This window comes from Pseudoramibacter porci (assembly GCF_009696145.1).
Lineage (GTDB): Bacteria > Bacillota > Clostridia > Eubacteriales > Eubacteriaceae > Pseudoramibacter > Pseudoramibacter porci.
This window is the reverse complement of the sequence record NZ_VUMO01000001.1, coordinates 223473-238972: the sequence shown is the minus strand read 5'-3', so window position 1 is coordinate 238972 and position 15500 is coordinate 223473. Positions and strand designations below refer to the sequence as shown.

The following is a 15500-nucleotide window of genomic DNA, read 5'->3' as shown; positions in this document are numbered from 1 at the left end:
GGCCTATTTTTACATTATTTTTTATCTTTCTTTATTCCATCCCCCCCTGATAAATAATTCGCTCTTTGGTGACAAAACGTTTCATTTTACTGTAAATGACACACGACTAAAATAAAAGCGTAATCTGCCCGTAAGAGACTTTGAGCATTTGTTTAATTTCCATCATCATCAGCGCCGCGTTGAGCTTGGCGATCGGCTCGTCGAGCCTCTGAACCAGCCCATCAACAGTATTTACTCCCGCTTTTACGGCGTCTAGAATTGTCTTTTCGTCTTCTGAAAGCGACACGTTTTTTTCAGACCGCACCGATTCCTGAGACTTTTCAGGCGGTGCCGGTTTTATTTTTTGGATGTCCTTTATTTCGATGAAATCCTCGAGTACATCCTCTGGCTCGGTGACCAGCTTCGCGCCTTCTTTCAGCAGCTGATTGGAGCCCACCGCCGATTTCACATTTATGCTCTGGGGCATTGCGTAAACCGTTTTGCCTTGTTCAAGGGCGCAATCCGCCGTGATGAGTGCCCCGCTTTTAAGGCGCGCTTCGACCACTACAACACCGTCGGAAAGCCCTGCGATAATCCGGTTGCGCAGCGGAAAATGCCCGGACTTTGGCGGCTGACCGATGAAAAACTCACTTAATAGCAGCCCTTTTTCCCGAATACGCTCGTAAAGGTTGCGATTTCCTGCCGGATAACAGACATCGATCCCCGAGCCAAAAACGGCGACTGTTGAGCCGATGCCGCAAAGGGCCCCTTCAGCTGCTGCGCTATCGACACCGTCAGCCATTCCAGAAACCACCGTGATCCCCATCTCTGAAAAACGTCCACCGAATTGCCGTGCTGTTTTTCTCGCCTCTAGGCTGGATTTTCTCGACCCGACCATGCCAACGGTCAAATCTCGTTCGAGAAGCCCGACGTTTCCCATCGCGTAGAGCATGACCGGAGGATTGTATATTTTCTCAAGTCGGCTCGGATAATGCAGACTATTTTTTGGAAGACAGAAAATATTATTTTTCTCGATAAAACGCGCAGCGCGCTCTGCCAACGCCATGCTCTTCTGATCCTGGATCTTTTGTATGTCTTTTTCCCGAAGCAGTCCTGTTCGCTGAAGATCTGATGCGGATGCCTTGTAGATATTTTCTGCAGTTTCATAAACAGTCAGCAGCGTGTTTTTCTTGATGTTTGAGACGTTGGTAAGCGAGGAAAGCCAGATATCGTAGATCATTTTGCTGTCCATATTTGTCCTCCCTCGCACTACTGCCCTGAACGATATGACGTCGCCTCAGACAGGTGGATCAGTCCAATCTGTTCTGCTCCATCCAAATCGGCGATCGTTCGGGCCAGCTTTAATATCCGATGATACCCCCGCCCGGACAGCTTCAGTTTATCGTAAAGCATCTCGATAAAATCCCTGCCCTCCTGATCGAGCGCGCAGTATTGATCAATCAAATGGGGCTCGAGCTGTGCATTGAAATAAACGCCCTTGTCATTTTTAAAGCGCGCATTCTGAATGGCCCGCGCCCGATTGACCCGGTCCCGGATGCTTTCCGAGGATTCCCCCGGTGCGCGGCTCTCGAGTTCCTTGATATCCACCGCCGGCACTTCGACACGGATGTCGATGCGATCCAGCAGCGGACCGGAAATTTTACTGTTGTAACGCCTGATTTCATTTTTTGTGCACGTACACTGATGCGTCGGATCGCCGTAATATCCGCAGGGACAGGGGTTCATGCTCGCAATCAACATAAAAGACGCCGGATAGGTCAATGTTGCATTGACCCGAGAAATCGTCACCTCGTGGTCTTCCATCGGCTGTCTGAGTACCTCCAGAGCCGTCTTCTGAAATTCGGGAAGCTCATCGAGGAACAGCACACCGAGATGCGCCAGCGACACCTCGCCTGGTTTTGGAAGCGATCCGCCGCCGACAATGGCAACGTTGGACAACGTGTGGTGCGGTGCTCTGAAAGGCCGGTGGGTCATGATATTATCTTTGAGCAGCCCCGCAATCGAATAAATTTTAGTGATTTCCAAGGCTTCATTTAGGGTCAGGGCAGGCAGAATAGACGGAAACGCCTTAGCCAGCATACTCTTCCCACTGCCCGGCGGGCCGCTCATCAGTACATTGTGGCCGCCTGCCGCCGCAATTTCGAGCGCGCGCTTCGCGTTGTCCTGTCCTTTAATCTCCGAAAAATCCACACGGTACGACGCCTGCCCTTTGTTAAGCAGTGCCTGTGAATCAATCTGATAAGGTACAATCGACTTTTTGCCTTTTAAATGTTCAATCACCTGTTTGAGATTGTCAGCTGGCAAAATATCCATACCGTCCACCACCGCTCCCTCGGTTTTATTGGCCTGAGGCAGGACGACTTTGTGAAAGCCTTCGCGTTTGGCGGCCAACACCATGGGCAGGACACCACGGACAGGACGCAGATCCCCATTCAGAGACAGTTCGCCAAAAAACAATGTGTCTGAAAAATTACCTTCAATTTGATTGGACGCCGTTAACAGCCCGATCGCAATCGGCAAATCGTAGGATGGCCCTTCCTTTTTGAGATCTGCTGGTGCCAAATTGACCGTTACTTTCTTATCCGGATAGGCGTATCCATTATTTTTAATCGCAGAAAAAACCCGATCTCTGGATTCCTTGACGCCCGCATCCGGCAAGCCGACGACAATAAAGCCCGGCAAACCGTAATTTAAATCCACTTCTACTGTGACGATTACACCTTCCACACCCAGCAAACCGCAGCTGAAAATTTTCGCTAACATGATCTTCTCCTTATTTGATGCTGCTCTTCTGCCGCTTCTGATGATAACGTTTTTTTTATTATACTCGCATTTTCCGAGCCTGCCAATAGAAAATCCGCAAAACTTCAACAGTTCACTCGAAATATATCTGCATCAATAAGATCAAGTGCCGCCTTCAATTCTGTCCAAAAGGGCACAAAAAAAGAGCTCCGATTGGAGCTCTATTTGATGGCGTAGATTATTCTTCGCTATCTGTTGTTTCTTCGGTTTCAGCATTGCCGAAATCAAGTTTACCCAACAGATCGCCGAAGGAATCACCCAGTGTGAAGTTTGCGTTATCTTCATACACAGTGGTGTTATGCTGTGGCTGGCGTTTACGCGGTTTGCGTCCGCCCTGACGGCCCTGGAAACCTTCGCCGCTCTTGCGGTGACGTTTCTGAGCACGTTCCGGCGCCTTCTGGGTGGCTTTAATACTCAAGCTGATCTTTTCTTTTTCGCGGTTGATGCCGATGATCTTCACCTTGACCACATCGCCAGGGTTCAGTTCAGATGCGACAGATTCAACACGGCGGTAAGAAATTTCAGAGATGTGAATTAAGCCTTCGACACCCGGAATAATTTCGGCAAACGCACCGAAATCCAGAACATTTGTGATTTTGACATCGACAATGTCCCCTTCTTTGTACTGTTCAACAAACGCGTCCCAAGGTTTCGGCTGGAGTGCCTTCACGCTTAATTTAATTTTCTTTTCTTCGTCATTCTTCTGGATGACCTTCGCTTCGATTTCCTGTCCTTTTTCGACCAGGTTTTTCGGTTCGTTAGCACGAGACCATGTTAAATCTGAGCGATGCACAAATCCGTCAATGCCATCCAAATCAATGAAGATCCCAAAATTGGTGATGGTCTTGACTTTACCGGTCACGACATCATCCTGCTGAATTTCGTTGAAACGTTCTTCTTTTCTTGCGCGCTGTTCCTTCTGGCGTTCTTTCATTTCCTTTTCGAGAATGACACGCTGTGAGAAAATAGCACGACGGCGTCTTGCATTGTAGTCAATGATTTTACCGCGGACGTCTTTGCCGACCAAAGTATTTAAATCTTTGATATAGCGGACGCTGTACTGAGAAGCCGGCATGAAAATATCTGTGAATCCGATATCGACAATCAGGCCGCTGCCGGATACACTTTTAATTTTACCGTCGAGGATGGTTTCATCCTTGTAAGCTTCTTCGAGCTGACGCTGAATTTTCTGATTGTCATATTTAATTTTAGACAGTCTGACCGCACCGTTATCATCGTTCATATTGGTGACAACCGCGTTGATCATATCGCCTTTTTTGACTTCTTCCTTCAGATCAATATCATCTTTCCATGAGTAATCACTTTTTTTGATGACACCATCTGCTTTATATTTAATGTTCAGGATGATTTCATCGTCAGTGACCTCAATGACTTCCCCTTCAACTGTTGAACCCCTGTGGATTGGCTTATCCTGCAGAGACTGGTCCAGCATTGCGGCAAAATCATTTTCATCAACTGTTTCTTCGACTGCCTGATCCTGAACTTGTGTGTTTTCCGTTTTGTTTTCTTCCATTCTTTCCGTTACCTCCTTAACGATCCAGTCCGGCGTGGACGCTCCCGCTGTAATTCCGATGACGTTGTATTTTTTCACCTCAGCGAGATTTAATTCTCCGGCTGTCTCTATGTGACATGTATTGCTGCAGTGCGCCTTGCAAACTTCAAAAAGCTTCCGCGTATTTGACGAGTGGTAGCCGCCCACAACAATCATATATTCCACACGTTTTGCCGTTTCAACTGCAGCTGATTGGCGTTCTGCGGTCGCCGAACAAATCGTGTTAAATATCATACATTCATCTGCTTTTTCCTGCAGAATCGATGTGATGGCATTGAATTTCTTTTCTATAGCGGTCGTCTGAGCCACGACACACATTTTCTCGTAATGTGGCAGGGCCTCTGCTTCCTCAGGCGTATTGATCACTATGGCGCGTTCATCGCACCAGCCGACTGCCCCCTGGACCTCCGGATGATCTGCATCGCCAACAATCACGATCTGGTAACCCTTGCGGTCGTAATCGTACACTTTGTGCTGCATAGCGCCGACAAATGGACAGGTCGCATTGACAATTTTTAAATGCTTCGCTTTTGCTTGATCGATGACTTCCTTACTCACACCGTGGGATCGAATAATGACTGTTCCCCTTGGAATATCATCAATTCGATCTACTTTGATGATACCCCGTTCTTCCAGGCGTTTCATTTCCTGGCGGTTGTGAGACAAATCGCCCAAACAGTAGATTGGCTGGTTCTCTTTCTGTTTCAGTGTATCCTCCGCGAGCTTCATCGCATTGGTAATGCCAAAACAGTAACCGGCCTTCTCCGCTACAATGATCTTCATATACTATCTCCATTATTTTATTTGATAAAATGCCTGTTGTCTATCTTTTTTTTTATTTTTCTTAATTTTTTTCAAGATTGACAATTCAATCGATCACAGGCTGTAGATCTGATCGAGAATTTTTTGGCCGAGGGCCTCATTTTCTTTTGCACTCAGTCGCTTCCCGTAATATTCTGTCAATTCAATGGGTTTGCCAAAGACCACCTTGATTTTTCCGCGAAATTTATAACTGCCTTGAATGTGCACCGGCACGATCGGCGAATGGGTCTTTAACGCAAAGAAAATGAAACCGTCCGCGGGTTTAACTTTTTCACCTGGCTTGACGCGTGTCCCTTCTGGGAAAATGCCCAATAGGTGATCATCATTTAATATCCCCATTGCTGTTCTGAGCGTCGTCATGGATACTTTGTGCCGTTCCACTGGGAAAACATGAACTTCTTTAAGAATCCAATTGACAAATTTATTGGAAAAAATTTCCGCCTTTGCCATAAAATTGACCGGCCTGACCGGTTTTTTGATCAGCGTATCGATCAACAGCGGGTCGTACCAATACATGTGGTTCGGACAAATCACCGCGCGGCTGTCCTTCGGCACATTTTCAACCCCTTCAACGGTGATATTAAGCCATAAAAAATTGACAATATTAAATAAAACGTGTGCGATTCGATAAATCATCTCACCCTCCGTTATTTCGCCGTACCGTCTTCAACGTGATCAATAACGCAAGCCACAACCTCCGGAATCGTCATGTGCGTCGTATCAATGCGCACTGCGTCATCGCAGCAGACCAACGGATCGACTGCTCTGTGGCTGTCGTTGTAGTCACGTCTTGCAATATCAGCTTCAATATCCGTGAGAGTTTTTCCATTGAGTCCGCCTTTTTCCTGAAGTTCCTCGTAGCGGCGTTTCGCTCTTTCAGAAACGGCCGCGTCCAAATAAAATTTATAATCCGCGTTCGGCAGCACCGTTGAACCAATATCCCGTCCGTCCATAATGACGTCTGTCCCTTCAGCAATTCTTTGCTGCTGCTGAACGAGAACCTTCCGCACTTCTGGGATCGGTGCAACCTCACTCGTATGTTCACTAACCTCCGGCGTACGGATCCCTTCGGTTACTTCTTCTCCGTCTAAAAATACACGCTGTCCTTTAAAGGTGATGACTGCGCTCGCTGCGTACTGCGCAATGGCTTTTTGATCAGCAAAATCAATTTTACGATCAATAACCCCTTTTGTGATCGCACGATACATCGCACCAGTATCCAGATAAGTAATATTTAAAGTTTTGGCTATCTGTTTCGCTATGGTACTTTTTCCTGCGCCTGCAGGTCCATCTATCGCAATTTGCACGTTATTCACTCCTTGTTCCCGCTACGAATCCTGTCGTCGCAGCAATTTGTATATTAAATCCGCCTGTCAGCGCGTCAACATCGATCATTTCCCCTGCAAAATACAAATGACGAATCTTTTTTGATGCCATGGTTTTGGGATTGATTTCTTTTACGCTCACACCGCCTGATGTGACAATCGCTGTGTTGATGTCTAGAAAATCACTGATCTGAAGTTTCTGCCGTTTGAGCGCATCGACCACCGCATGCCGTTCCGCTTTCGTTATTTGATTGGCGGTTTTAGTCTGATCGACACCGGCCAAATTCAGCATAATCGGCATCAGTTTCTTCGGAAGCAGCGATCCTAACGCGTGCACAACCTGCTTGCGCTCATTCGCTCTCAATTCCCGCTGAATCCGCTGATCCAGCTTTTGATCGGTCAGCGCCGGCTTCAAATCTAAAATAAGCTGGTAGGTTTCCGGTGCATCGTCCATATAAGCCGAATCGGTCAAAATCAACGGTCCAGAAACGCCGAAATGCGTCAAGAGCATCTCGCCCCGTTCCGTCCGAAGCTTTTTCCCTTTGTGCACCAGCGTCACGTCCACGTTTTTAAGCGCGAGCCCCTGAACCTGAGACGGCCAGGTTTCTTTGGTTTTCACTCCGACGAGCGACGGCCGGCACGGTGTCACCGTATGTCCAAGGGCTTTTGCAGCCTGAAGACCCCAGCCGTCCGATCCGGTCGAACGATAACTGAGTCCGCCAGTCGCTACAATGATTTTATCCGCTTCGAGCGTCGTGCCATCGTTAAGCTTAACGCCAAGCGCTTCATCATCCTGCGTTACAATCGACGCCACCGGTGTATTGAGCCGGACCTCAACGCCCGCTGAAATCAACGCCCGTCTAAACGCTTTAATGATATCACTCGATTTATCCGATTTTGGGAAAACCCGCTGCCCTCGTTCAACTTTCAGCTCGCAGCCGTTGTCCGTCACAAAATCCATTAGATTTTCCCGATCGAAGCGAGAAATCGACGAATACAAAAATCTCGGATGATGGATGACATTTTTTAGAAAAGTTTCCTGATCGCAGAAATTGGTCAGATTACATCGTCCCTTTCCGGTAATGTACAGCTTTTTCCCCAGCTTTTCATTTTTTTCGCAGAGGATTACCGTACTGCCTTCCGACGCAGCCGAGTACGCTGCCATCATGCCGGCGGGACCGCCACCGATTACTATGACATTTTCACTCATATATATCTCAATTATTTTCCTGTTTCACTTTTTTAAAATGATAAAAGCCGTTGGGGCTTTCCGGTGATTCTTTACTTCAAAACTATAGGCGTCATATCCGCGTCCCAAATTTTGAACCCACGCCTCAATTTTCTCTTTTTCCGCTTGTCCCGTCAAGTGGGAATATGCACAAATGGTTAGAATTCCACCGGCTCTCAAAAGCACCGCACTCTGTTCAAGGGCTGCAAGCGTGGTTTGGGGCTGTGTCGTTATACCAGGGTCGCCGTCCGGCCAATAACCCAAGTTAAAAGTCACTGCGCCAATCCTCGGGTTGCACACGATGTCGCGATGCTGGTCCATATGCTCGTGACCGTCGCAGAACCACGTAATCTGCTCCAAGACGCCCTGCTGCTCTGCTCGTTTTTTCGCTTCGTCGATCGCGCCCTGTTGGATGTCGAAGCCGTAGACGCATCCCCCGCTGCCGACACATTCAGCCAGAAAAACCGTATCTTCTCCCGTTCCGACTGTCGCATCGATGGCTGAATCCCCGGGCTTAAGCACATCCTGAATGCAAGCCTTAATAAAAAAAGTCTGTCGTCTGAATGTTTCAATCATTTAATGTTCCGCCTTCAGCTGTTCAATTTCATCTGATGTTAGATAACGCCATTGTCCAGGTTTCAGAGACGGATCGGTCAGACTGCCGATTGCCGTTCGTTCGAGGTGAATGACCGGATGACCAACCGCTGCGCACATTTTCCGGACCTGGCGTTTCTTTCCCTCCGAAATGCGTATTATGAGCACGGTCGACCCGCGGTTTTCTTTGGCGACTTCGACCTCAGCGCTTTGCGTCTGATAACGGCTGCCGTCGTCCATCGGAATCGAAACACCATTTCTAAGGCATTTTAAAGCCGATGCTTCCACTTTTCCCCTTACGGTGGATCGATAAGTTTTCGTAACGTGTTTGCTCGGATGCGTCAGCTTAAAAGTCAAGTCGCCGTCGTTAGTCAAAATTAAGAGCCCCGATGTTTCCTTGTCGAGTCTGCCCACAGAATAAAGGCGCGCGTGGGAATGGATCAAATCCAAAAGGGTTTGATCCGCATGGCGGTCTGAAGATGTGGAAACCACGCCTTTGGGTTTATTCAATAAAATGTAGACGTGCTGTTCCGGTGCAATGCGCTTGCCGTCCACCAAGACCTCATCTATTTCGCGCACCTGTGTGCCCGGAAAGGTTACCACCTCACCATTGATTTGAACGCGCCCTTCCGCGATCATCTGCTCGGCCTTCCGCCGCGACGCGACACCACAATGGGCCATATATTTTTGTAATCTCATCAATCTTCGTCCTCTGTCATCAAAACATTCTGCGCTTCCCTTTCCTGAAACGAATCAAAATCGGGCAGTTCTGACAATTCTCGAATATCCAGCGACTTTAAAAACGCTGGCGTCGTTTTGTAATAAAATGGTCGGCCCGGCGCCTCCTTGCGCCCGGCTTCCGCAATCAGCTCTCGGTCCAATAACACGTGAATCGAACTGGCCGATGCGACGCCGCGGATCGCTTCTATATCCACTCGAGTCACCGGCTGCTTGTACGCAATGATGGCAAGGGTCTCAAAAGCTGCACGCGACAGATTGTGACCCTTGTCAAGCTGCTTCCACTTCATCAGAACAGGATAGAGCGACGGTTTAGTCGACAGTTGCCAGACCCCCGCTGTGCAGACCAGACGCAATCCCCGGCGTACGGTTTGATATGAATCCGACAGCACTTCTAAATAGCGTCCGGTATCTTTCTCACTGAGCCCGACAGCGCCAGACAACTCTTTTACCGTCAGCCCATCGCCTGACGCAAAAAGCAGCGCCTCGAGCCATCCGAAGACCTCCAGCTCAAAGCCTTCTGCCTCTGTCTGATTATTGCGTTTGATCATCGTGACCCTTTTTCTCCTTAAGTTGAATTTCACTAAAATTTTGCTGCTGCGTCATGTCGAGCATGCCTTTCTTGTAAAGCTCCAATACTGCAAAAAAAGAAGTCGTCACTTCACTGGCCTCGTGATATTGAATCACATTTCTAAAAGTGATCTCCGCACATTCATTTAAAGAACGGGTGATGACGGCTTCTTGATGTTCGACAGTATAGCGATCCGGCTCCGGCCTGAGAATGTTCCGATAGGTGTGCTCTTCTTGGTAGCGCCGGATTAAACGGTCAAAGGTCTGACCGAGATTTTCAGGCTTGATTTTCAGCTCCGGATCCCATTTTTTTTGTGATAATTCCGGCAAATAAAGCGGATCACGATAAACGGACCCGCTTTTTTGTTCAAATCTTTTTTCAATGGCCAAACTGGCTGCCTTGATCTGCTTGTAGTCGGCCAGCTGACGGATCAAGAGCGCCTCGTCATCCACTTCGTCTTCGTGGTTTTCATTTGCAGACGGCAGCAGTTTATTTGATTTGATCTTGATCAGCCGCGACGCCATCACGATAAATTCGCTGGCAACCGCCATCCGGTCCTGCTCCCACTTCTCAATGGTTTCCAAATATTGATCGATGATCTCGGTAATCGAAACATCGTAAATATCAACCTGATGTTTCTGAATGAGACGCAAAAGCAGATCCAACGGCCCTTCAAAATCGCCTACATCGTACTGAATCGATTTATTCTCGATCATAACGCAACCAATTTTGCAAGGGGCGAAAGGACTAAATTGTAAAGCCGAATGATCCCACTGGAAAGCGGTGTAATGATCCATCCAAAAACACCGGCAAACATCAAAATCAATAGGATAATAAATCCATACCGCGCCATGGCCTCCATGCGCACCTTGCCGCGGTACGGGAGAAACTCGTACAAAATATGATACCCGTCCAGTGGCGGAATTGGTATCAAATTGAAAACCGCGAAGACGACATTGTATTCATAAATAGACTGGAGCACGATCGACAGTACAAGATTATTAAGCGGCAGGCAGATCAAATAAACTGCGTAGCCAATGAACCCGAGCAGAAGATTGGTCAGGCAGCCAGACAGTGCAACGCGGATCATTCCCTTCTTTCGATCCGAAAAATTATTCGGATTAATCGGCACCGGCTTAGCCCAGCCGAAATGCAGAAAAATCATGGCCAAAAAACCGATCCAATCAATATGACGAAACGGATTGAGTGAAAGCCTTCCGGAAAGTCTTGGCGTATCATCGCCCATTGCCTCCGCCGCATAACCGTGAGCCGCTTCATGAAAGGTAATGGCAATGAGGATACCTGGCAAACTCAGCAGCAGCGACAGAAAGTAATTAGATGAATACATCATCGCAAACCAAGTCGATTATTTCAACCAATCCGGTACGCGGTCGTGGCTGAGAAGATCTTCGTAACTTTCCCGTTCAACCATCACAGCCGAACGATCCCCCGACAGCAGCACGACAGCCGGAATCGGATAGCGGTTATAGCGGCTGGCCATTGAGTAATTGTAAGCGCCTGTATTTTTAACCATCAAAATATCGCCAACCTGAGGCTGGTTGAGCATTGCCGAATCGATCAGTGTATCTGTTTCACAGGCGCGGCCGCTGACACGGTAAGGTTCCATTTTTTCAGACTCCTTGCCATTGCAGACGACAGCTTCGTATTCCGCACCGTAAAGCGCCGGACGAGGATTGTCATTCATACCGCCGTCAACGCTGACGTATTTGCGCACGCCAGGGATTTCCTTAACAGTTCCAATGGTGTACAAAGTTGCGCCAGCTTCACAGACCAAAAAACGGCCCGGTTCAACGATAAGTTTCGGCATCGGCACATCGCGATCAGCGCAGATTGTGCGCACGTGTGCAACCAGCTTAGGAATGTATTTCAGTGTTTCGAAGTATTCATCACCTTCGAGATACGGAATACCAAAGCCGCCGCCTAAATTGATGGCACGCAGATCGACACCGTCATTTCGAATATCCTGATATAGACTAATCATCTTGTCTGCTGCTGCAATAAACGGCACTTCATCGACAATTTGAGAGCCGATATGGCAGTGAATGCCGACAACAGAAATGTGCGGCTGTGCGTTAGCACTCACAATAATATCTTTCGCCAAGCTGTAGGGCAGGCCAAATTTTGTATCCTGGGTGCCAGTTTGAATCAATTCGTGGGTATGGGCTTCAACGCCTGGAGAGACGCGGAACATAATATTGACGTCCTGGTCTAATTCGTCCGTCACCTGGATCAGTTTTTTGAGTTCGTCTTCACTATCGACAACAATAAGCCCGACACCATTTTCCAAAGCGTATTTCAGTTCACTGGCCTTTTTGTTGCTACCGTGATAGCAGATACGGTCCATCGGAAAACCAGCTGCCTGCGCAGTCATGATTTCTCCCTTTGAAACAGCATCCAGTGCAATACCTTCCGAATCGACGATTTTACACATAGCAATATTGGTAAAGGCCTTTCCCGCAAAATTGATTTCGTAATCCGCACCTGCTTCTTCAAATGCTTTTTTGACAGATTCAATGCGGTCGCGAATAATATCTTCGCTCATGACGTAAAGGGGGGTGCCGTACTGTTCTGCTAAGGCAACTGTATCGTGTCCTGAAAATTGAATATTCTTCATTTGAATTTCCTGTTAATCCTTCCTAAACTTATTTTGTAATAGTTTAAATACAAAGGGTGATTCCCTGCAGTGTATGCAAAAAATCACCCTTGACTTTATTCGTTCATATTATGATGTGAGAAATAGTAGCCCAATGCGCTGACCGTCTTGGCGTCAATGAACTCGTGATGATCGTACATTTTTTTGACGGTTTCAATGGGAAGTCTGACCACATGAATAAATTCGTCGTCATCTGCCTTGAGGCAATGGGCCTCAAATTGATTCGCAATAAAAAGGAAAGTCCTCTCGTCACAGCATCCTGGTGTTGGATAAACGAATCCGCAGGGTTCTAAACTTAACGGCTTGAGTCCAACTTCCTCCTGTAACTCGCGCACTGCTGTCTCTTTCGGATCTTCACCGACTTCGACAAGACCTGCCGGAATTTCCAACAAATCTGTTCCCACCGCGTCACGATATTGCTGCACAAAAACCATCATCGCGTGATCAATTGGAAGAATACCAACCCCGTTTTTGTGTTCGACAATCTCTCGCTTGGTCTGCACGCCATTAGGAAGTTCGACTGAATCAACCCGTAAATTTAATATTCTGCCTTCATAAATGCGATTCGAATCTAAAACCTTATTGGCCAATCCTTACTCCTTAATCAACTTATTGAGTTCTTCAATAAACGCACCTGCATCTTTAAAGCGCCGGTAGACAGATGCAAATCGAACATAGGCCACTTCATCGACCGGCTTCAGAGCTTCCATCACCCGTTCGCCGATATATACAGAAGAAATTTCTTTGTATTCAAGCTGATAAAGCTGTTTTTCGATTTGATCGACCATCGCTTCAATCTGTTCGACTGAAATCGGCCGCTTTTCACAGGCTTTTAAGATGCCGCTGTAAATTTTATTCCGGTCATAAGATTCCCGCTGTCCATTCCGTTTAACCACCATTAGCGGAATTTTTTCAATTCGCTCGTAAGTTGTGAAGCGCTTCTTGCATTTTTCGCATTCGCGGCGTCTTCGGATCATGGTTTGATCGTTAACCGGCCTGGAATCAACGACTTTGCTGCCATTATGATTACAAAACGGACATTTCATCTTAAAATTAGTCTTCTTTATTTAAAAATGTTGGAATGGTAAACAAATCGTTTGAATCTGTTTTGGGTTTCGCAGAGCTTGTTGGCTGAACCGGTGCTTCTTTCGGCACTCTGCTTCTCGCCGGACGCGCAGACATCTTTTCTTTCATATCCTTGACGTCTTCACTCTCTTCAGCAGGTAGGAAGCCTGTCGCAATCACCGTAATCTGAATTTCATCGCCCATGTTTTCGTCAATGGTCGCCCCGAAAATGACATTGGCATCTTCGTCGCAGGCTTCACGTGCGATGGTTGCAGCCTTATCGACTTCAAACAGGGACAAATCGTCTCCAGCTGTAATGTTCAGCAGGACACCCGTCGCTCCGGTGATTTCCGTTTCGAGGAGCGGGCTTAAAATAGCTTCTTTTGCCGCTTCTTCTGCACGGTTTTCGCCAGTTGCACGGCCAACCCCCATATGTGCAAGGCCTGCATCCTGCATGATGGTCTTAACATCAGCAAAGTCCAAGCTGACCAGACCCGGCATAGAAATTAAGTCTGAGATACTCTTGACCCCTTGAAGCAAAACGTCATCGGCGAGTTTAAAGGCTTCCCGCAGCGATGTCGATTTATCAGCCATGCGAAGCAAGCGGTCATTTGGGATCGTCACCAACGCATCGACATTTTCCTGGAGGAAATCACAGGCGATTTGTGCATTGCGCATTCGGACACGTCCTTCAAAAGAGAACGGCTTCGTCACAACCCCAATGGTCAAAATACCCATTTCCTGCGCAATTTTTGCGATAATTGGTGCTGCACCGGAGCCTGTTCCGCCGCCCATACCAGCTGTGACAAACAAAAGGTCTGTCCCCTGGATGACTTCAGAAATTGCATCACGGCTTTCTTCAGCGGATCGCTGACCCATTTCCGGGTTGCCGCCGGCGCCAAGACCGCCAGTTGTCTTTTCGCCAATCTGCAATCTTTTTTCTGCCAAAGTCAGAGCCAAAGCCTGATTATCTGTATTAATCGACACAAAGTCGACACCCTTCAAGCCCGATTCAATCATTCTGTTAACAGCGTTATTGCCACCGCCACCGACACCGACTACACGAATCTGCGCAAAATTATCGTTGTAGTTGTCCAGTTCTATCACTTTTCTTCCTCCTGGTTCTCACATAGACTACTCTATATCAAGTATATGTTTTTATTCATAAATAATAAAGGGAAGATGATGTCATCTTCTCATAGTATTCTCACAATACTTTATAATATGATACCCTTTATTCCACAACTTTGCAATAAAAATTCTTTGTTTTCAATTATTTTAAGTTCGTCGTTTTGCTGATTATAACCTATATTATTAGTCAAGACCGATTTTTTAATATAGCTTGATGGTCAATTTGCAGGTCCACTTCGACGTTGGATCGATTTTCTATTAAAAATGTCTCAATGTACTTTTCGTTTTTCTTAAAATTATCGATTCCACTCACTTCAAAAACCGAATTGTTTTTCGTGATAATGCGATAAGTATTGTACTTCGTCCAATGAATTTCCGAAATCCGGTCGAGCAGTCCCTTGTCTTGAAGGTCTGATAAGATATCCAAAGCGTCGATAAGTTTTTCCCTGCTGCTTGAGGACAGCCGACCTCCCTTTTGAAGCATGTCCACTCCTTTTATACCAGAGATAATCGGTAAATTGACGTTAGTCAAGTAATCTGCTCGATTGACAACACGGGCCTTCTGATCGATGTAGATCACCCTGTTGCCGGCCATCACCGCGCCAAGGGCTTCAACTTGGCCAACCTTGATGATCAGTGTATCTGGCCATTTTTTATAAACACTGATCTGGTCCGTCTGCAGAGTCTTTTTCGCCTGATTGGACAAGCTGTTCATATCGACTGTCAGGATATTCTGCCCGATTAATGATCCGGTCACCTGATCTAAAAGATGAGTATCGGCTGAAGGATTACCCGTAACTTCAATTTGCTTGACTTTCAGTCTGGCATCGGTGAGCACGCGCGAAAGATAGAAGCCGCCGACGCAGAGGATTGCAGCCACAATCAAAATGGCTGCGATGCGCCGTGCCAAGCGTCTGCGTTTTCGTCTCTTGAGTGTTTTGGATATTTTTAAATTCTTTTTTTCATCCTTCACGCAT

The 15500-nt window shown here is 47.1% G+C and carries 16 protein-coding genes; all 16 read right to left on the bottom strand.

All coding sequences use genetic code 11. The annotated features are described in order from the left end of the window. Nucleotides 1-106 precede the first annotated feature (106 nt). Entirely contained in the window at nucleotides 107-1231 is a 1125-nt protein-coding gene (gene dprA / locus FYJ52_RS01310; RefSeq protein ID WP_154575447.1) for a DNA-processing protein DprA, read from the bottom strand. A 17-nt stretch (nucleotides 1232-1248) separates the two neighbouring features. Further along, nucleotides 1249-2763, bottom strand: coding sequence for a YifB family Mg chelatase-like AAA ATPase (locus FYJ52_RS01305; RefSeq protein ID WP_154575446.1), 1515 nt, complete (start codon nucleotides 2761-2763; stop codon nucleotides 1249-1251). A 217-nt stretch (nucleotides 2764-2980) separates the two neighbouring features. Beyond that, nucleotides 2981-5158 (bottom strand): bifunctional 4-hydroxy-3-methylbut-2-enyl diphosphate reductase/30S ribosomal protein S1, encoded by a 2178-nt coding sequence (locus tag FYJ52_RS01300; RefSeq protein WP_154575445.1) that lies wholly within the window; start codon nucleotides 5156-5158, stop codon nucleotides 2981-2983. Nucleotides 5159-5251: 93 nt separating this feature from the next. Next, nucleotides 5252-5833, bottom strand: coding sequence for a lysophospholipid acyltransferase family protein (locus tag FYJ52_RS01295; RefSeq protein WP_154575444.1), 582 nt, complete (start codon nucleotides 5831-5833; stop codon nucleotides 5252-5254). A gap of 11 nt (nucleotides 5834-5844) precedes the next feature. Next, nucleotides 5845-6504, bottom strand: a complete 660-nt coding sequence (gene cmk / locus FYJ52_RS01290) for a (d)CMP kinase (RefSeq protein WP_408003666.1) — start codon at nucleotides 6502-6504, stop codon at nucleotides 5845-5847. 1 nt (nucleotide 6505) lies between these two features. Beyond that, nucleotides 6506-7732 (bottom strand): BaiN/RdsA family NAD(P)/FAD-dependent oxidoreductase, encoded by a 1227-nt coding sequence (locus FYJ52_RS01285; RefSeq protein WP_154575443.1) that lies wholly within the window; start codon nucleotides 7730-7732, stop codon nucleotides 6506-6508. Between the two features lie 24 nt (nucleotides 7733-7756). After that, nucleotides 7757-8326: a class I SAM-dependent methyltransferase gene (locus tag FYJ52_RS01280; RefSeq protein ID WP_154575442.1), complete on the bottom strand. Its 570-nt coding sequence runs from the start codon at nucleotides 8324-8326 to the stop codon at nucleotides 7757-7759. Next, complete coding sequence (locus FYJ52_RS01275; protein WP_154575441.1) at nucleotides 8327-9043, bottom strand: pseudouridine synthase; 717 nt, start codon at nucleotides 9041-9043, stop codon at nucleotides 8327-8329. Beyond that, a complete protein-coding gene (gene scpB / locus FYJ52_RS01270) occupies nucleotides 9043-9633 on the bottom strand; it encodes an SMC-Scp complex subunit ScpB (RefSeq protein WP_154575440.1) in 591 nt (196 codons plus the stop codon). The genes FYJ52_RS01275 and scpB overlap by 1 nt, the downstream gene beginning before the upstream one ends. Next, nucleotides 9617-10369, bottom strand: coding sequence for a segregation and condensation protein A (locus FYJ52_RS01265; protein WP_205960721.1), 753 nt, complete (start codon nucleotides 10367-10369; stop codon nucleotides 9617-9619). Before FYJ52_RS01265 ends, scpB begins: the two co-directional genes overlap by 17 nt. Continuing rightward, entirely contained in the window at nucleotides 10366-11004 is a 639-nt protein-coding gene (locus FYJ52_RS01260; protein WP_235901461.1) for a site-2 protease family protein, read from the bottom strand. Before FYJ52_RS01260 ends, FYJ52_RS01265 begins: the two co-directional genes overlap by 4 nt. Nucleotides 11005-11019: 15 nt before the next feature. Further along, entirely contained in the window at nucleotides 11020-12288 is a 1269-nt protein-coding gene (lysA, locus tag FYJ52_RS01255) for a diaminopimelate decarboxylase (RefSeq protein WP_154575438.1), read from the bottom strand. 95 nt (nucleotides 12289-12383) lie between these two features. Beyond that, complete coding sequence (locus FYJ52_RS01250) at nucleotides 12384-12917, bottom strand: NUDIX hydrolase (RefSeq protein WP_154575437.1); 534 nt, start codon at nucleotides 12915-12917, stop codon at nucleotides 12384-12386. 3 nt (nucleotides 12918-12920) lie between these two features. Beyond that, nucleotides 12921-13373, bottom strand: coding sequence for a transcriptional regulator NrdR (nrdR, locus tag FYJ52_RS01245; protein ID WP_154575436.1), 453 nt, complete (start codon nucleotides 13371-13373; stop codon nucleotides 12921-12923). 7 nt (nucleotides 13374-13380) lie between these two features. Then, nucleotides 13381-14499, bottom strand: coding sequence for a cell division protein FtsZ (gene ftsZ / locus FYJ52_RS01240; protein WP_328598738.1), 1119 nt, complete (start codon nucleotides 14497-14499; stop codon nucleotides 13381-13383). A gap of 211 nt (nucleotides 14500-14710) precedes the next feature. Then, nucleotides 14711-15496: a cell division protein FtsQ/DivIB gene (locus FYJ52_RS01235; RefSeq protein WP_154575435.1), complete on the bottom strand. Its 786-nt coding sequence runs from the start codon at nucleotides 15494-15496 to the stop codon at nucleotides 14711-14713. Between the last annotated feature and the right edge of the window lie 4 nt (nucleotides 15497-15500).